At 64.1% G+C, this 17,812-nt stretch carries 11 protein-coding genes; all 11 read right to left on the bottom strand.

Annotation, left to right across the window (positions count from 1 at the left end):
- Nucleotides 1-82: 82 nt before the first annotated feature.
- A complete protein-coding gene (locus KF708_18570) occupies nucleotides 83-1,525 on the bottom strand; it encodes a DUF1501 domain-containing protein (protein ID MBX3414699.1) in 1,443 nt (480 codons plus the stop codon).
- Nucleotides 1,526-1,535: 10 nt separating this feature from the next.
- A complete protein-coding gene (locus KF708_18565) occupies nucleotides 1,536-4,568 on the bottom strand; it encodes a DUF1553 domain-containing protein (protein ID MBX3414698.1) in 3,033 nt (1,010 codons plus the stop codon).
- 180 nt (nucleotides 4,569-4,748) lie between these two features.
- Nucleotides 4,749-8,798: a hypothetical protein gene (locus tag KF708_18560; protein MBX3414697.1), complete on the bottom strand. Its 4,050-nt coding sequence runs from the start codon at nucleotides 8,796-8,798 to the stop codon at nucleotides 4,749-4,751.
- A 55-nt stretch (nucleotides 8,799-8,853) separates the two neighbouring features.
- Nucleotides 8,854-9,576, bottom strand: coding sequence for a hypothetical protein (locus tag KF708_18555; GenBank protein MBX3414696.1), 723 nt, complete (start codon nucleotides 9,574-9,576; stop codon nucleotides 8,854-8,856).
- A gap of 75 nt (nucleotides 9,577-9,651) precedes the next feature.
- A complete protein-coding gene (locus KF708_18550; protein ID MBX3414695.1) occupies nucleotides 9,652-10,698 on the bottom strand; it encodes a VWA domain-containing protein in 1,047 nt (348 codons plus the stop codon).
- A complete protein-coding gene (locus KF708_18545) occupies nucleotides 10,692-11,606 on the bottom strand; it encodes a VWA domain-containing protein (GenBank protein ID MBX3414694.1) in 915 nt (304 codons plus the stop codon). Before KF708_18545 ends, KF708_18550 begins: the two co-directional genes overlap by 7 nt.
- Nucleotides 11,603-12,475 carry a hypothetical protein gene (locus KF708_18540; protein MBX3414693.1) on the bottom strand — a complete coding sequence of 291 codons (873 nt, stop codon included), beginning with the start codon at nucleotides 12,473-12,475 and terminating at the stop codon, nucleotides 11,603-11,605. Before KF708_18540 ends, KF708_18545 begins: the two co-directional genes overlap by 4 nt.
- Nucleotides 12,476-12,478: 3 nt before the next feature.
- A complete protein-coding gene (locus KF708_18535) occupies nucleotides 12,479-13,342 on the bottom strand; it encodes a DUF58 domain-containing protein (protein ID MBX3414692.1) in 864 nt (287 codons plus the stop codon).
- An 11-nt stretch (nucleotides 13,343-13,353) separates the two neighbouring features.
- Nucleotides 13,354-14,406 (bottom strand): MoxR family ATPase, encoded by a 1,053-nt coding sequence (locus KF708_18530; GenBank protein MBX3414691.1) that lies wholly within the window; start codon nucleotides 14,404-14,406, stop codon nucleotides 13,354-13,356.
- A gap of 266 nt (nucleotides 14,407-14,672) precedes the next feature.
- Entirely contained in the window at nucleotides 14,673-15,716 is a 1,044-nt protein-coding gene (locus KF708_18525; protein ID MBX3414690.1) for a hypothetical protein, read from the bottom strand.
- Nucleotides 15,717-16,338: 622 nt separating this feature from the next.
- Entirely contained in the window at nucleotides 16,339-17,793 is a 1,455-nt protein-coding gene (locus KF708_18520) for a hypothetical protein (GenBank protein MBX3414689.1), read from the bottom strand.
- Between the last annotated feature and the right edge of the window lie 19 nt (nucleotides 17,794-17,812).

The following is a 17,812-nucleotide window of genomic DNA, read 5'->3' as shown; positions in this document are numbered from 1 at the left end:
TGGTAACCATAACCCCTGTTACACAGAAAGGAAGTATGACGACACAACGACGGGGGAGTTGTTCAAAAGCGGGCAACGGGCATCACGCCAGGATCGGCTCGATCACGTGGCCGTGGACGTCGGTCAGGCGGCGGTTGCTGCCGTTGTGGCGGAAGGTGAGTCGCGTGTGGTCGATGCCCAGGAGGTGCAGGATCGTGGCGTGCAGGTCGTAGCCATAGGTGGGCTCGAGCGATTTCCAAGCCCAAGGGTCGCTCTGGCCGTAGGCGACGCCCGGCTTGATGCCGGCCCCGGCGAGCCAGGTGACGAAGGTGCCGCCGTTGTGGTCGCGGCCGGCGCTCCCCTGGCTGAAGGGCATGCGGCCGAACTCGGTGGTCCAGATGAGGAGCGTGTCCTCGAACATGCCGAGCGCCTTGAGGTCCTTGAGCAGGGCCGCCGTCGGGCGGTCGACGCTCGCCGCGATGGGGGGCAACTCGGCCTGGATGTCGGTGTGGTTGTCCCAGTTGTCTTTCGGGCCGCCGGCGCCGCTCCAGACCTGGACGAAACGAACGCCCCGCTCGAGCAGCCGCCGGGCGATGAGGCAGTTCGTGCCGAAGGTGTTCGTGCGCTTGTCGCCGATGCCGTAGAGACGCTGCGTGGCGGCAGATTCCTCGGAGATGTCGAGCACTTCGGGGGCACTCAACTGCATCTTGGCGGCCAGCTCGTACGAGGCGATGCGGGCCTCGAGACGCGAGTCGCCCGGGTTCGCCGCCAGGTGACGCCGATTGAGCCGCTCGAGCACGTCGAGCCCGGCGCTCTCGCTCTCGGGTGTGATGTAGCCGGCGGTGGCGGGCGGAAAGAGATCGGCGATGGGGTTGGGGGCCGTAGCCTTGATGATCGTGCCCTGATGGACGACCGGCAAAAAGGCCGACGAGAAATTTCCCTGGTTATTGTAGGGATAGCCGCGCGGATCGGGGAGCACGACGAAGGCAGGCAGGTTGTCGGTCTCGCTTCCCAATGCGTACGAGACCCACGATCCCAGGCAGGGAAAGCCGGGGAGCACGAAGCCGGTGTTCTGCAAGTAGCTGGCCGGCCCGTGGACGTTAGTCTTGCTGACCATCGACATGAGAAAGGCCATGTCGTCGACGCAGGTGGCCATGTTCGGAAAGACGCTGCTCACCCAGCGCCCGCTCTCGCCATGCTGCTTGAAGGCGAAGGGGCTCTTCATCACGACGAAGCCGGGGGAGTTGGTGACCGACTCGACGCGGTCGCCCGGATCGAACTTCTTGCCGTGCAGCTTGACGAGCTCGGGCTTGTAATCGAACGTGTCGGGGGGACTGGCGCCGCCGTTCATGAACAACTGCACGATGCGCTTCACCTTGGCGCGATGGTGCAGCCCACCGTTGAGATCGGCACGCGGCTGGGGCGTATCGGCGAGCAGCGATTGCTCGGCGAGCATGTGTCCCAGCGCGATGCCACCTAGTCCACCGCCGACGTTCCAGAGGAAGTCGCGTCGCGAGGGGTGGGGAGTGGCTTCGATGCGGCGCATGACGCGGTTCTCAGTTGACGAACATGAACTCGTTGCTGTTGAGCAGCAGCCGGCAGACGTTGGCCAGGCCATGCTGCGTGGCATGCCGCGCGAGCAGGTCGGTCTCTTCCTTCGTGGGAGGGCGCCCCAATGCCAGCTCGAAGGCCGCGGCCACCTGTTGGCAGATGTCATTGCTCGAGGACGCCACGCGATCGGCGAAGTGTTCGCACTGGCGCACCATGAAGCGATTGTTGAGCATGGCCAGCGCCTGGAGCGCGGTGACCGATGACGAGCGCGTCGGCGCGAGCTGCGACGCATCGGGACAATCCATCGACTCCATGAAGGGATCGGGCAGCGTGCGGAACAAAAAGCGATAGATGCTCCGCCGGCAGCTCGCCGGGCTATCGACGTCGAAGGCGTCGTAGTCGACGATCGGCGTGACGTGGATGCCGGGCGATTGCACGAACTGTTGCACGGACGGGCCCCCCATGGCGAGGTCGAGCTTGCCGGTGATCTGCAGCGTGGCGTCGCGCACCGATTCGGCGTCGAGCCGCTGGCGATTCATCCGCCAGAGCAAGCGATTGTCGGCGTCCACGGCGGCCATCTCCGCTCGGAACTGCGACGATTGCCGATACGTCGCGCTGGTGACGATGAGCCGGTGCAGTTGCTTGAGCGATCCCCCCGAGTCGCGGAACCAGAGGGCGAGCCAATCGAGCAGCTCGGGATGACTGGGCGTGGCGCCCAGGTGACCGAAGTCGTTGGGCGTGTCGACCAGGCCGCGCCCGAAATGATAGTGCCACGTGCGATTCACGGCGGAGCGCCACGTGAGCACGTTTGCCCGATCGGTGATCCAGCGGGCGAGTGCCGCACGGCGGCTCCCTTCGTCGTCCAAGTCGTCGAGCGCGAAGCGCGACGGCAACTCGGGGAGGCAACTCAGGGCGCCGGGCAGGGCGGCCTCGAGCGGATGATCGAGATTGCCGCGACGCAAGACGTGGATCGGCCGCGGGATCTTGGCCGGCTTGACGTTGCCTTGCGGCGCGAATTCACTGGCCGCGGCGTACACCTTCTGCATCGGCGGCAGCGCGGCCAGCCGTTCTTCGATGCGCCACTTGAGCACGTGCAGCGCCAGTTCCGCACGTTCGTCGTCGGTGCGCCGGTGCGAGGGTATCTCGAGGATGGCCGCGATCGATTCGGGCAGCGAAGAGACACGCACCGGCAGGGGAGTCGACGTCACCGACAGTCGCACGCGACCGATCAGGTGCTCGGAGCCATGCTGCTGATCGAGGACGAAGCTGAGGATCGTCGTGCCGTCGTAGTCGAGCGGTTCGGACAATTCGAACGCCGCGCGATGCGATTGCCCCACCGCCGGATGAATGCCCCAGGCGGTTTCCTTCACGCCATCGACGGCCAGAGCCGCGCTCCAGCCCTCTTGATCGAAGTCGGCGCTGGCGTTCTGTAGCTTTAGCTGGCAAGATTCGGAGGGGTTCTTCTTCGCGCAGGCCTCGATGCGCAGCTCCGAAAGATGGAGGTTGCCGTTTTTCTGCCGGCCGGGGCCTTTTTGCGGCAGCGAGTCGTCCGTCAGCACTTCGACCTGCACGGCCGTGATGTGGCGCAGATCGGTGTGGGCGACGATCGTATAGGTGTCTGTGTCGGGGGCGTTGCCCAGGTAGAGCAGCGAATGATCGGGCAGCTTCTTCGCTTGCGACTTGCCGGCCAGAAAGGAGACGGGCTCGAGCACGGTCCAGGGGCCGTCGTGCGCGCCGCGATTCGACTCCCAGGCGGCCACGTCGTTTTGCACGTCGGGGCTCAGCAGCCGCTCGCGCGAGACCTTCCCCGCCTCGAGCATTCGTTGCTCGTCGAGAATCGCGCGCCGCGTGCTGGCCACCGCGGGGTCGACGTCGTAGGGGCGATCGACGCGATCGACGCCGGCGAAGACCGCCTGCAGGCTGTAGTAGTCTGCCTGCGCGATGGGGTCAAACTTGTGATTGTGGCAGCGGGCACAATGCACGGTCGAGCTGCAGAAGGTCGACATCGTCGTGGTGACCATGTCATCGCGATCAAGGTTCTGTGCCTCGCGTTTGTCCTGGGTGTCGTCGACGATGCACATCTGCGAGCTTTCGTCCCAGGGGCCCGCCGCGATGAAACCGAGCGCCACGACGCTGCATGCATCTTCCGGAAAGAGCACATCGCCGGCGAGTTGCTCCTGCACGAAGCGGGCGTAGGGCGTGTCGTGGTTGAAGGCCTGGATCAAATAGTCGCGATAAGGCCAGGCATGGGGGCGCGGACGATCCTGATCGTGACCGTGCGTCTCGGCGAAGTGGACCACGTCGATCCAGTGACGCGCCCAGCGTTCGCCATAGCGCGGGCTGGCCAACAGGCGATCGACGACGCGGTCGTAGGCCTCGGGCGAATCGTCCGCGAGGAACGCGTCGACTTCCGCGGGCGTAGGGGGGAGGCCCGTGAGATTGAACGTCACGCGACGGATGAGCGTCCGCTTGTCGGCTTCGGGCGAAGGAGTGAAGCCGTGCTCCTCGAGCGATTGCAGGATGAACACGTCGAGTGGCGTGCGACTCCAGTCCTTGCGCCGCACGGTGGGGATCGGCGCCTGGACGAGCGGTTGATAGGCCCAGTGTTGCGACGTGGTCGAGGCTTCGTCGGCCGAGTCGGGCCAGGCGGCTCCCTGATCGATCCACGCGCGCAGGATGCCAATTTGCTCGGCGGAAAGTGGCTTGCCCTTGGCGGGCATGAGCAGGCCCTCTTCAAGACCGGCGACGTAACGAAGGAGCAGGCTCGCTTCGCTCTTGCCGGGGACGATGGCGCCACCGATCGCGCCGCCGTCGAGCGCGCTGCGCTTCTGGTCGAGCCGGTAATCGCTCTGCTGGGAGTTGGCGTCGTGACAGGAATAACAGGCCGAGGCAAAGATCGGCTGCACGTCGCGCGTGTAGTCGACGGCCCGCCGCGCGGCGGGCGGAAGTGTCGGCTCGCCGGCCAGCGCCGTTGCCGGACCAAGCAGCAGGCCGCAAACGCAGATCAGCAGACGCGCGCTGGACGCAACGTCAGCCATCGACCCGCCGGATTGGGGCGCGCAGCGCTTCGTCATCGTGACCTGTGAAGTGAGCGTGTCTGCTGCCCGCGGAGACGGCAGAATGCCGTCCCGTAGTTCCCGAAAATGCCTCCGGCATCAATATACCAGTCGCTGCAGCGGGATGAAGCAAATGGTTGATGAAAGTCGCGAGAAGTCGGGTTACCCGCGGGAGCGGCTGGTCCGTTCGAGCCACTGCTCGGCAATCGAGCGCAGGGGGGGCTCGTCACGTTCCGACTCGACAAAGTAGTGCCGTTCGATCCGTTCGATCGAGGCGACCAGGTCTCGCCGGCCGTCATCTCCCAGGCCATCGTTCAATTCGATGTCGCGGAGCAGACCCAGCACGGTAAAAGCGTTGACCGGCTCGGGCATGGCAAATCGGGGGGCCTTGGTCTGCGTCTGCCGGTTGGCGGTCAGGCGTCGGACGGCTACCCCCCCGATGCATAGGGCGGCGACCGCACTCCCCAGGATCCATAGATAGGCGTAGCTTGTGCGGCCGTAGCTCTGTTCGAGCGAGATGGTCGGTTCCACGGCGGCCAGATCGGCGTCGACGTACCGCTGGTAGGTCAGTTTCGCGTCGGGGAGCTTCGACGTGGCGAAACTGAAGGTCTGGGGCTTCGACTCCGCCTCCTTGGCCTGCATCGAAACGAGCCACACGCGCTCGGAGGTGATCGTCGTGGCGTCCGACTCCTTATCGAACTCGGCCACGGAGACCCCCTCGTCGACCGTGTCGATGACGTCGAAGCCGGCCGGGGCGAGCTCGATCAATTCCGACAACTCGGGCACGAGGCCATGCGCGGTGGCCTTCACCTCGAGCACGAGCTTGCCATCGACGGCCTGACGTTCGTCGAGCGTCTGCACGATCGAGACGTTCGACCTGGGGCGCGCCGGCGGCGTATCGGAGTGGGCGTCGACCGGCAGGGCAGGGGACTCGACCGGGATGATCGCATAGCCCGACGTATCGAGGAAATCGAGGTTCAAACGGAGCGGAGGGAGCTTGTCGACCTCGGGCCCGCGGGCCTTGAGCAGCAGGTAAGCATAGGGAGTCACGCGCCAACCGTATTCGGGGAGCGCTTTCGAGGTAACGTTGGGATCCTGGAACGTGATCGAAACGATCTCGAAGTGCTCGTCGAGCGCTTGATGCGTGGCCTCGCTGAAGCGGTCGCGATAATCCTCGGTCGGGCGGCCGTAATTGTAAGAGTAGTAGTTGCTCGCGTTCTGATTCTGCAGATAGCGGCCGAAGCCTCCCGACTCGCGCTCGATCTCTTTCGTGTGAACCAGGTTCACATAGACACCAAAGGCCTTGCCGTGCCCCACGTCGGCACTGCCGTCGACCTCGGTTTCGAGCTTGATCTCGGCCACGAGGTCGTCGTAGTAGTCGAGTACTTTGCGGGCCTCGCGCGCCAGCTTGTGATCCCCCACGATCTCGAAGCCGGTGCGCAGGTAACGAAACTTGAGCTCGGCCTTCGACTGGCTCAACCGGGTAAAGAGATGGTTGGCGAATTCGGCCATGTGGCGTTCGGCGGCATCGCCGGGCAACGATTCGATGGCCTGGCGAATCGAGGCGGGCTGGCGCAGGTCGGGGACCTTCGAAGCGGTCACGCGTCCGAGATCGACCGAACCGAGACTGGCGTAGTACCACATCTCGTAGACCTCGGCCGATTGCTGGTCCTCGGGGATCGAGGGCAGGGCGGCGGCGTACATCTCGGCCGCCTGGGCAAAGAGCTGCATCGCCGCGTCGCGGTTGGCCGAGAACTCGGAATTCGGCGAAATCTCCTGGCGATAGTCGTTGAGATCGAAACGCACGGCCGCCTCGGCCAACTGTAGGGTCCAGTCGTCGGGGTGCTTCTCGCGGGCGCGGGCCACCACCGCTTCGGCCACCTGGTAGCCGTGCTCGACCTCGGCTTGAATGTCCTTTTGCTTGCGCTTGGTCTTGTTCTTTTCCTGCACGGCGGGCGTGCGCCAGACGGTGGCCAAGTTGCGGCGCATATCCTGGATCAGGCCGGCGAGCGTCTTCGGCGCAAGCACGTCGATCGTGCCGAAGACCTGCTCGAGGGTCTCCAGGCGATAGACTTCCGCCTGGCTGTGCGAGGCCGTGAACGCCTGCACGATCAGCTTCTCGTCGAGATCCTCGATCGGCAGCGCACGCAGCCGCTCGGTCCACTCGGCCAGTTCCTTCAGATTGCGCTCCTGCTTCGAACGCGTCAGGGGGATGCTTTCGGCACGTTGCTCGTATCCCCAGATGTACATGTAAGGGGTGTTCGAGCCACGATCGGCGTTGGGGTCATGATTGCGCGCCCAGACGCGGAGAAACTCGTGAGCCAGCTCGCGTCCCATCTCGGGGTCGGTCTGAGCCAGACGCTCGATGTAGGGGAAGGCCTGCTCCTCTTCGTTCCCCTTGAGGTAAAGTTGCGAAAAGACCGCGGCAAAACGGGCCTGTAGGCTTTCGTCGACCAGGGCCAGCCATTCGTCGCTCGGTCGCACATCGAGGAGCTCGCCCGTCGAAATGGCGGCGAGCATGCCATTCATCTGCGGATAGAGATTCTGTCCGGCTTCGTCCTCGATATAGAAGAAGTTGCCGTACCGATCGCGGCGCCACTGCGGCCCCAGACGATTGCGATCGTCCATCTTGTAGGTGACTTGCGCCTCGCGGAGCCAATTCGTGGCCAGCAGGTTCAGCGTCTCGCGCCACTCTTGGGCGGTCTCGGGAGCGGCGCGCAAGAGGGCCTCGACGGCGGTCTTTTGCAGTTCGAGCGTCTTGTGTCGATGCTTGGAATCGTTGGGGTAGGTCTGCAGCCCGTGCGAGATATGCGTGCCGATGGTTCCCAGGATCTCGCGCCCTCGATCGAGCCGCTTCGAGAAGCTTTCATCGAGCCAGCGCTGGCCGAGCTCTTCGCGCAGACGCGGCGCCAATTCGACGGCGCGGCGCAGCGCTTCTTCCTTCTGCGTCTTTTGCTCGCGTCCTTCTTCCTTCTCGGCGGCCAGCACTTCTTGCAGGGCGGCCCAGGCTTGCTCCAGGTCGGGGGTCTTCTTGTTCTTCGCGTGCAAGGCCAGGTAATGCCGCGCCAGGAGATTCAACGCCTCGCGGTCCCCCGCGCCACGTGCCTCGTCGAGTGTTGGCAAGAATTCTCCGGCGCGTACCTCCTCGCCGGCCGACATCAACAGTTGGGCGAGTTGTCGGCGATCCAACACGGGGGTATCGCTCCCCTCCGGTTTTGCTGCGAAGGCGGCGACCAGCGCATCGACGTCGTGGCCGCCGGCAACGAGCTGCTGCGACAGCGTCCCCAGCCGCGCGAAGCTCTCCTGGTTCAGCGGCGTGGGGGAGGCGAGCGCGAGGCCGACGACGTCGCTCACGCCGAAGAGATTCTTCTCCATCATGGCGGCGCCGGGACCTTGCCCGGCGGCGGCGAGCGCCTGACGCAGCGCCACGGGGTCGGTACTGCCGAAGGCCAATTGCTGCAGGGCATTGATATCGATGGGACGCTGCGCGCCTTGCGGGCCGGCGAGGAGCGCGGCGAGCATTTGCCGGTAGATCGCCTTGGCCTCGAACTTGGGCAGCGACGCGAGCAACGATTTCACGTCGCTCCAGCGGCCGAGCGTCACGTCGCGCTGCAGCCTGGTGAGTTGCTCCGTGAACTGCTTCGCCGCCTGGGCGAGCTCCTCGGGGGAGGGGCCCTTTTTCTTCGCTTCGTCTTCGGCCCCCTTGGCTCCTTCAGCCGGTTTGCCGTCGGCGGGTTTACTCTCGGCCGGCTTGGGCTCTTCCGGCTTGGATGGGGCTGGTTTTGCCTCGGCAGCAGGCGCGGCGGCAGGTTGGTCCTTAGCAGGCTTGTCCTCGGCTGGCTGTTCCGCATCATTCTCAGCTTCGGCGGCCTTGGCAGCCGCGGCGGCCTCTTCGGCCTGCGCCTCGTTCCAGACTTTCAGAATCGTCGAGGGCCGACGGTCGAACTGCAATTGCTGGATCTGCTGCAGACGCTGCTGTTGAGCTTGCCCCTCGGGCGTCGAGGCGTCGAGCTTCCCCTCCTCGGGACCGTCGCCATCCTCGTCTTCATCAAGCGCACTAGAATCCCCAAGGGCTTGCACGGGCACGGCCGAGCCGACGGAAAGTCTGGCATTCGACAGGACCCGCGCGGCCGGGGCGACGACCGTCTGGGCCTGGACCGAGGGCGCGCAGACGAACACGACAAGCGCGGTGAGCGCGACGCGGTAGCTCATCGAGGGCCTCTTCACAAAGTCGAGCCAGATCGCGACGGCCGATTCCAGGTGGCGATCACGAACCTTGATTGTCGGGAGGTGGGCCGCTGCCCGCACCACGGGCGTCATTCTCGCCGTGATTCGGATTCTTCCCCGGCTTCTTGCATTGGCCCTTCTTCTTGCAGTTGTTGCTGCAGCATCCCTGGCACTGGCTGGGGAGAGGGAGCGCCTGCAAATCGGCGAGATCCATCCGTGCCAGGCGAATGGCGGCTTCGAGATCCTGGCTGTGGCGCTCGAGGTCGGCGTCCTGCCCCGACTCGCCGGCTCCTTCGGCCAGCAGGCGATAGTTTTGGCGCGCCGCTTCGATCTGCGGCTCCCACTCGTCGCGCGGCTTTCCTTCGAGTCGCATGAGCCAGGTCAGGTAGTATTGGGCACTCGCCAGCGACTCGCGCGTTTGCTTGAGCAGTCGGGGATCGGCCTGCGGTTCGGCCGATAGATCGGCCAGCAGCGTGGTCAACTCATCGTAGCCGCCGGGAAGATCCTTGCCGCTCATCTGCGCCTTGGCGCGCGCCAGACGGACGCGCCGCGCGACGTCGGCACGTTCGGGCGGAAGCAGGGCGAGCGCCGCATCGTACTTCTTGACCGCGGCCGACCAATCCCACGCCGCGACGTCTTCTTCGGCCGCGGCCAACAGGCGATCGGCCTCGTCGAGCGCCAGACGCGCTTGACCGGGGCCGTAGTGATACGCGCCGACGGCGGCCGGCACGGCCAGCCAAACGAGCAAGAATGCAGTCCTCATCGCTCTTCCTCCCCGCGATAAGTGTGAATCTCGAATGAATCGATCCAGGTGCGTGCGGCAGGCCGGCACAAGACTCTATGATAACGCCCCGCTCGGCGACGAGGCAAATTCCTGCTGCTGGCGCCGGGCCGTGTCGATCGGCGCGACACGTGTAACATCCGTGCCGCACGGCACCCCCGGTTTCCAGGTCGTCCCCCAGGCCTGTAACAACACGGGCAACAGCGCATAGACGAGGGCCCCGATGGCACATGCCAGCAGGGCGTATTCCCGGCGCGTAAGCTGCTCGAAGCGGCTGGCGTCGACGTTCTGCGTCATGGTGCGCAGGGTATCGGTGGCGATGTGCTGTTCGTTGCCGTTGTGATACACGCCACCCAACCGAGCGGCGACCTGACGCAGCGTCGAGGTGTCTTGCCGCGACTGGTGTCCGTCGATGAAGGTGCCGACAAGCGGATCGCCCACGCCGACCACCAGCACGTGCGATACCGAGACTGGCAGTGCCGGCATGCCGGTGGCCGGCACCGTATCGCCGTCGCTCAACAGCACGAGCGTGGTGCTCTTCGGCTGCCAGGGACGAGCGATCTTGGCGGCTTCCTCCAGTCCGTCGAAGATGCGCGTCTGCCCGACCTCGAACGCGTAGTGCATGGGCAGGTCGCGCAGGATGTTCTCGACGACCGCCATGTCGCTCGTGTCGACGACGACCGGTTTGGCGCCGTTGTACACGGCCACCACGCTGATGAGAAACTGGCCGCTGATGCTGCGCTGGAAGAGCGATTCGATCAGGTCGGCCGCGCGTTGCGTGCGGCTTTGCTTGTGCGTGGGGCCGGCATCCTGCAGACGCATGCTGGGCGAGACATCGAGCACCAGCATGAGATGCCGCTTCTCGTTGTCGGCGATCTTCTCTGCCGCGTGGACCTTGGGCTGAAGCAGATAGAGGGTGCTCAGCCCCCAGGCGAGCGCGGAGAGGGAGAGTACGCGCGCCAGCGGGGCAAATCTGGCCCAGGCACGGGGGCGTTCTCCCGGCCCGAAGCTGAGCTGCGCCAGGCGACGCACGCGACGCGCGTGGAGAAGCTCGGCGCCCAGCGCGAAGATGGCCACGATCAAGGCAGCGGCTTCGGCTACCATGGCGTGTACCTCAATCCGAACAGGCTCAAGGTACCGGCGCCGACGAGCGAGAGGCCGATCAGGGCATAGGGGGCGAAATCATCCATGGCCTCGGCCTCGACCTTTTCGAGCCGCGTCTGCTGCATGGCGTCGATGCGCCGAAAGACCGCCTCGAGCCCCGCGCGATCGCCGGGCTGAAAGATCTCGCCCCCCGTCAGTCCCGTGAGATTCACGATCGGCGCGGGGGCATCTCCTCCCCCAATGTGGACGGCGTAGATCGCGATATTGTCGGCGGCAAACAGGGCGGCGAGCTCCTCGTCGTTGCCGCCGCCGAGATCGAAGCTGTCGCCGTCGGAGACGAGGATAATCATGCGATCGCCCTCTTCGCGACTGGTCAGCACTTGGCGGCAGGCCAGCAGTGCCTTGCCGATCATGGTGCCGCCGAACCAGGGGGGCGCCACCTCGGGCCGCATGAAGGGGGGGCTGCAGCGGATAGCCGAGGGATCGCTCGTCAGCGGCACCCAGTGCAGCACGTTGTTGCCGAAGAAGGTCAGCCCGAACGCGTCCCCGTGGCGATAGTCGAGAAACTCGTTGATCGCCGCCATCGAGGCGTCGTAGCGCGTTCCTTCGCCGAAGGGGGCGGTCATGCTCCCCGAGACGTCGACGCAGAACTCGATGTTCGTCAGCGCGCGGCGCGTTTGCGGTTGGCCCAGTTTTTGCGGACCCGCCAGCAAGACGATGACCACGCCCAGCAGGAGCGCCGGAAGACACTCGGCCAAAGCGATGGGAAAACGCATCCAGTGCGAGCGGCGGCGCGGAGCGTGATCCCAGGGGAGCACGACCCGGTGCCCCTCGTGACGCCAGACGCGCACGAGGAGCGCGATCGGAAAGACCAGCAGCAGGAGCATCGCGGGATGGGTAAAGCTCATCGCGCCATCTCCGCGGCTGGCTGGAGGGCGTCCTGGTCGGCCGGCAAATCTTGGTAGGGACGCAGCAGCGCGGCGAGGTCGACCGACTCGCGCGCCGTCGGATGATGGAGCCACAGTTCGAGCTGCCGCAACATGGCGCCCGCCTCTTCGTGCTCGCGCAGCCGTGCCATGGCATCGGCCGCCTTGAGGTTCTCGAGTTGCAGGCGACGCCGCCAGTAGGTCAAGAGCAGGCGTTCCAGTTCGGCGCGGCTTTCCGGCGCCAACTTGCCCTGCAGGGCTTCTTCGACCATCGGCCGCAGACGCTCGGCCAGGGTGCGCGGCCGTTCGACCGCGGCGGCCTGCGCCTGCTGGTGACGACGCCGCGCGAAAAGAATCAGGGCGAGACCCACGAGCCAGACGATCGTCGCGGCGATCATGAGCTGACGATAACCGCCGACCTGGGGAATCTCGGTGGCGGCCAGTTCGTGCGGCGCGACGTGGCCCGTGGGGAGCGCGCCCGAGATCTCGACTTCGAGCGGTGGCAGGTCGTCGGTCGAGGAGCCGTCTTTGCGGCGCAGATAATCTCGCAGCGAATATTTGCCCGGTTCGAGACCAAAATAGGCGAAGTCGTAGCGCCAGCGATCGCCATGCGGATAGGTCGCCTCGATGCGCAGCACGAGCGGCAGCGTGCGATCGTCCCACGGTCGGGCTTCGAGCTCCGTTCCGGCGAGAATCACGTCGGACAGGCGCGCCGTCAGTCCCACCTTCGACGGCGGGGGCACGGGCGCCTCGGCGGCCGTGGCCGACCAGGCCGACGCGCCGGCCCAGACGACGAGCGCCACGCAGCGCGTCAGGCGACGAAGGTCGAGATTCGAGCAGACTTGCTTCATGGGTCAGCGGGCTCCCCGGCCGAGCAGGCCTCGCGCGCGGAAGAAGTATCGCAGCCGATGCGCGAAGGGTTGCTCCGTATCGATGCCGAGGCAGTCGATCGCGGCCCGCTTCAGTTCGCGCTCCGCTTGCTTCGGATCGAGCCACGACGCGCGACCGTGGGTTACGAACGGTTCGCCGGTTTCCGCCTCGCGAGCGCGGAAGAACCCGGCGCCGCGCAGGCCCTCTTCGGCCGGGTCGCGGAAGTGGAGCACGGCGCAGTCGTGTTGCTGGCCTATACGTTTTAAGACGGGGAGCGCGGCCGGGTCGTGCAAGTCGCTCAAGACGACGATCAGCGAGCGCTGCTTCAAGCTGGGGCCCAACTCGCGCAGACGGTGGGCCAGGCAGGTCGATTCGTCGTAGCGGTAGGTCCGCAGCCGGTGCAGCCATTGCAGCGCGATATCGCGCGACATAGTGGGCTGGATGTGCAGTTGCCGGCTGCCGACGGCCAGGAGCCCGACGGGACTGACTCGCTCGAGGCACGCCAGGGCCACGCCCCCGGCCACGAACACGGCCGTTTCGTACTTGCTGCGCTTGCCCGAGCGCACGGTCATCGAGGCCGACGTGTCGACGAGCAGGTAGACCGGCATCCGCTTGGGGGTTTCGTACTCCTTGACGAAGAGCTTGCCCATCCGCGCGGTGACGCGCCAGTCGATGGCGCGAATCGAATCGCCCGGCTGATAGGGGCGCGACTGCACGAACTCGACGCCGCTGCCCAGGAAGGGAGAGCGATCGGTGCCGTAGTTGAGGCTATCAGCCAGGCGTTTCACGGCCACGTGAAACTGCCGATAGTCGAGCAAGCGATGGTCGCGGATGACCCCTTCCATCATCTCTCTCCACCCTAGCGCGCGAGCGAAGCGGCGTGGCCATTCTTCTGCGGAGCCCCGCCGAGGTCGCCCAGGATCGATTGCAGCACGTCGGTCGTCGTGTAGCCGTCGGCGAGCGCTTCGTAGTTCAAACGCATGCGGTGCAGCAGCACGTCTTCGGCCAAGGCATACAGATCCTCGGGCACGACGTAGTGCCGGCCATGAATCAAGGCCCGAGCACGCGACGTCTTGACCAGCGCAATGCCGGCGCGCGGGCTGCATCCCAACTCGATCTGCGGGTGCTTGCGCGTGCGATGCACCAGCTCGACCACGTGATCGGTGAAGGTCTCGCTGACGTGAATCTGATGCGCCACTTCCATGGCGCGGACGAGATCCTCGCTGGTCGCCACCGGCTGATGCTCGAGCACGTCGAACTCGGTGCGTGCAATGGCGCCGGCCTGCTCGCGGCGAATGCCCAGCAAGGCGTTGCGTTTGAGGACTTCTTTCTCCTCGGCCGGCGTGGGGTAGCCGAGTCGATGGCAGAGCAAGAAGCGGTCGAGTTGCGCTTCGGGCAGCTCGAACGTGCCGGCCTGCTCGACCGGGTTCTGCGTGGCAATCAGCAGGAACGGAGCGGGCAGCGGATAGGTTTCGTTGCCGATCGTCACCTTGCGTTCCTGCATGGCTTCGAGCAGGGCGCTTTGCACCTTCGGGGCGGCGCGGTTGATTTCGTCCGCCAGCAGCAGGTTCGTGAAGATCGGACCCTTGTGGGTGCGGAACTCATTGGTCCGCTGATCGAGGATCTCGGAGCCGACGATGTCCGAAGGCAACAGGTCGACCGTGAATTGAATGCGGCTGAATTGGAGATCGATCGAGCGCGAGAGAACCGAGACGAGCAAAGTCTTGGCCACGCCCGGTACCCCCTGCAGCAGCAGGTGGCCGCCGGTGAACAGCGCGATCAGCATCCGCTCGACGACGGTGTCCTGACCGACGACGACCGTGGCGATGCGCTCGCGCACCTTACGGATGAATTCGAGCGTCTCGAGCGGGATCTCGCCCGCAGGCGAGTCCGGCTGTACTGATGCCGACATGGCGACGAGCCCCTGCTGTTCCGGAGAAGGGTAGAGCGACGCGGCGAACGCGGCGACCCCAGGTGCGAACCGGGCGCCGACGTAAGCGCAGTATATCTTCGTCCGCCGCGCGACTCCAAAAGAATTCGCGCGGCCAAGCATCGCTCCGGTGCCGTTACTCCGCTCCGGTCGCTTCTATTGGTTCGAGTCGACCGAGACATGCACCGCGTGTTGCCCGCCGCGAGTTGCTCTCACAAGATGACGATCCCCGTTCCTAGCGGCCTCCTTCACGGCCGAATTCCAAACTCCCGCTTCAGGGCCTCGGCAATCTGCTCCGCCACCCAGCGGTTTCCTGCCGGCGTCATGTGGCCAAACCAGTCGGGAAAAAACAGCGGTGCGGATTCGTCCGGCGACATCGCGTGGACGGCCGTGATCAAGTTGAGCACCCGAATGCCCCGCTGCGGCGCACGATCGATAAGCGGCTCCACGAGTTGTTCGTTTCCCGAGCGGTAGGCAAACTCAGGCTGGAGGACCAGCAGTATCGGCACATGCGTCTTGTCTTGCAGCTCGCTAAGCCGATCCACCAATAGGGCCGCAATATGACTTGGAGGGATGCCGTCGTTCTCCGGACATTCAACCGCCCAGCCTGCTTCGGAAAGATAGACCCCTGGGGCAGCCCGCAAGAAAACAGCATCCAGCAGATGGCTATAGCCAATGGTTTCCCAAAGTGCGCCCATGCCATCGTCCAGGTGGGAACGCGGGACCGGAACGTTTCGCAACTGCAGTCCGCTCGACTCCAAATAGAAATAGGGCTTCCAGGCGAAGCGATACGCCATCTTGCAGCGACGTACATTGTCTGGAATCAACGAAACCACAAGACACTCTGGGTTGGTTGTTGGTGCCAGCACCAACTCCTCCGCTCGCAGCACGGTCTGATCGAAGCCATAACCGTCAACCCCAGCGTTGACGACCGGCCGCCGCAAGGCACGTTCGAGGTACGCAGGCCAGGTTTCGTCGTCGGAAACGAATTCGCAAAATGTAAAGGAATCGCCGACTGCGACGATCGGCCGCGTCTCGCTAAAGTCTTTGAATCCGCCATTGCTGCGCAGACCAAACGCGTCGATAGTGACCTGTGCCGGCACGTTCCAGCGGTGATCCACCTTTGTGTTCGGTGTCGGCAGCCAGCCGAGCCGCGGATGGTACTGATGCGCCTGGCTCGAGTTCAACAACGTGATCAGTTCACGGCGCGGACTGGCCAACGAGAACACCCTTCCGCGAACAACTCGCACCACCAATTCACCGAGGACCAACGGCACGAGCAGGCCCAACAAGAGAGCGGCTAGTCGGAACGAGAGCCTCTTGGTTGCATTCTTGCGCGACGGTGGAGTGAGAGACTCGTCCGGTGCTCGAGAAGATGACTGGCTGTCAAGTTTCATGCCGTGGGTTGAGCGATGCTTGGAGCCAAGACGCTCTGAAATGCAAGTTGGCCGAGGCTTTCCAGCCTGCCGGCGGACGAATTCCAGAATAACAGCGTGAGGCAACCGTTGCTATCGGAAGTCCAGGAGGACTGCATTCTCGGATTTTGCGAACCTTGGGGGCGCTAGCGTTCGTAGTGATGGATGGTCGCTGTTCTTGCGGCCGTTGCATCGGACCAGGGCTGGCTCATGGAAGAACTTTCTTTTTGGATAGAGCCCCTGGCATGTCTGATTCAGAATTGGCGCCACTGGCTGCCGTTTTTTCCCAAGCTCCCCTCCGCGCTCTCGCCGATCAGATCGCCTGGAAACCCACCCTCGGACTCACATGACTTTGCAGTCCTCCTGGCGCACCGTCGGCCGGTGACGCTCGGGAACCGATCAGCAAGCGCGAAGGGAGAGATGACGAAGCACGGCGGCGCGTCGCTTGCCGAAGAAAGCACGGCAAGGACGCGCGCCCATGCTGCCTCGATTTCGCGACTTAGAATCCAATGTTGTCCGTCTCCTCGAATCCACTCGCCGAATCTTCACCGAAGTCGTACATGCCCCAGTCGTCGCCGGCGCCGCCGACCAGCGTGTCGGCGTCGTTGTCCGTATCATTGACGGTGTCTTCCGGTATCAAGCGGAAGTCTTCGTCGATCGGGTTCGGACCGATACCTTTGATGTTGTCGACGCGTTCTTCGAAATCGTTCTCGGATTGCCATTCCGTCAGGATCACGTCAATAGCCATCATGATGAACGCGAAGTTAGACGGAAGATCGATTTCCCCGGAGATGACGATGTCGTCGTCAGCACCGCCGTCGAGCAAATCGGCGCCGTCGCCGCCAGCGATAATGTCTCGTCCGTCCCCGCCGAAGATCGTGTCGTTGCCACCACCACCCCATAAGAGGTTGGCTTGCGAATTCCCCGTAATCATATCGTTCTGATTGTCGTCGGAGGCAAATACCCCTTCGATGCCCGTCCCGCTGGATAGCGTAAGGCTGAGATTGCCTAGGCTCACCGTTTGCGTCGAAGTGCAGCTCAGGTCGATGGTCAGCCCTCCACCAGTAAATCCGTCGAAGCCAAGAATGTCGTACTCACCCGCAACACTTCCGGCTTCGATGATCGTATCACTGCCGAGTCCAGAACCGGTGAAATTGTACCAGTCGCTCCCCGCGCCCCCTGCCAACGTATCGTCACCTGCTCCACCCTCGAGTAGATTGGTTCGAGCATTCCCGGTAATCGAATCTGAATAGGCAGTTCCAATCACGAACTCGAACGCGTCGTCGGCGTTTAAGTTCAAGTCCAAGGCTCCGGAAGCGACCGTTTGCGACGTATCGCTCAAATCCAACGAGATGCCTGTGTTGAAAGCCGGGAAATACAACATGTCTGCGTCGTCATTGAACGCTCCTGTCCCTTCGACAAGGGTATCGACACCAAGATCTTCGCTGGCGGTGCGTATAAACGCATAGAGGTCGTTTCCTGCCCCACCTGCGAGCGTGTCGTCGCCCACGTCACCCGCCATAAAGTCATCGTACGCACTTCCGATGAGCGAGTCATTGCCATCGCCACCCCTGAGGTAGACGGTTTCAATCTCGGTGAAGTCGTTGGCCGCCGTTACGTCTTGGCAGTCAATGGTATCGTCTCCACCCTCACCCAGCGCCAGGATGCTGGTTACGTCATCGGCACGGACATTGTCGCCCATAGGACGTCCATCGAAGATTTCGATGTTTCCGTCCGTCACAATCAGATAATTGATCGAGCTGACGGTGTCATAGGTAATCGCGATTTCGTTCGCGGCGCCATCACCGACGACCGTCAACTGCCCGGCGCTGAAGAAAGCGGATGCGGTTAGCAGCCAGCGCGATTCGAGCGGCTCGAGCCGCAACATAGATCGGGACAGAAAGAGTACACGTGTCTTGCGATTCGAGATGGGTGAGCGATGATGACGAAACATGTGGAGTCCTCCTGCTTAA

The organism is Pirellulales bacterium, assembly GCA_019636335.1.
Taxonomy (GTDB): Bacteria; Planctomycetota; Planctomycetia; order Pirellulales; family JAEUIK01; genus JAHBXR01.
This window is presented reverse-complemented; position numbering and strand designations above follow the sequence as displayed.

Bases quoted from the DNA above. Each gene is read 5' to 3' on its own strand.
- KF708_18540 (MBX3414693.1), bottom strand. From the start codon at position 12,475: ATGAAGCAAGTCTGCTCGAATCTCGACCTTCGTCGCCTGACGCGCTGC.
- KF708_18555 (MBX3414696.1), bottom strand. From the start codon at position 9,576: ATGAGGACTGCATTCTTGCTCGTTTGGCTGGCCGTGCCGGCCGCCGTC.
- KF708_18545 (MBX3414694.1), bottom strand. From the start codon at position 11,606: ATGAGCTTTACCCATCCCGCGATGCTCCTGCTGCTGGTCTTTCCGATC.
- KF708_18535 (MBX3414692.1), bottom strand. From the start codon at position 13,342: ATGATGGAAGGGGTCATCCGCGACCATCGCTTGCTCGACTATCGGCAG.
- KF708_18530 (MBX3414691.1), bottom strand. From the start codon at position 14,406: ATGTCGGCATCAGTACAGCCGGACTCGCCTGCGGGCGAGATCCCGCTC.
- KF708_18520 (MBX3414689.1), bottom strand. From the start codon at position 17,793: ATGTTTCGTCATCATCGCTCACCCATCTCGAATCGCAAGACACGTGTA.
- KF708_18565 (MBX3414698.1), bottom strand. From the start codon at position 4,568: ATGGCTGACGTTGCGTCCAGCGCGCGTCTGCTGATCTGCGTTTGCGGC.
- KF708_18570 (MBX3414699.1), bottom strand. From the start codon at position 1,525: ATGCGCCGCATCGAAGCCACTCCCCACCCCTCGCGACGCGACTTCCTC.
- KF708_18550 (MBX3414695.1), bottom strand. From the start codon at position 10,698: ATGGTAGCCGAAGCCGCTGCCTTGATCGTGGCCATCTTCGCGCTGGGC.
- KF708_18560 (MBX3414697.1), bottom strand. From the start codon at position 8,798: ATGAGCTACCGCGTCGCGCTCACCGCGCTTGTCGTGTTCGTCTGCGCG.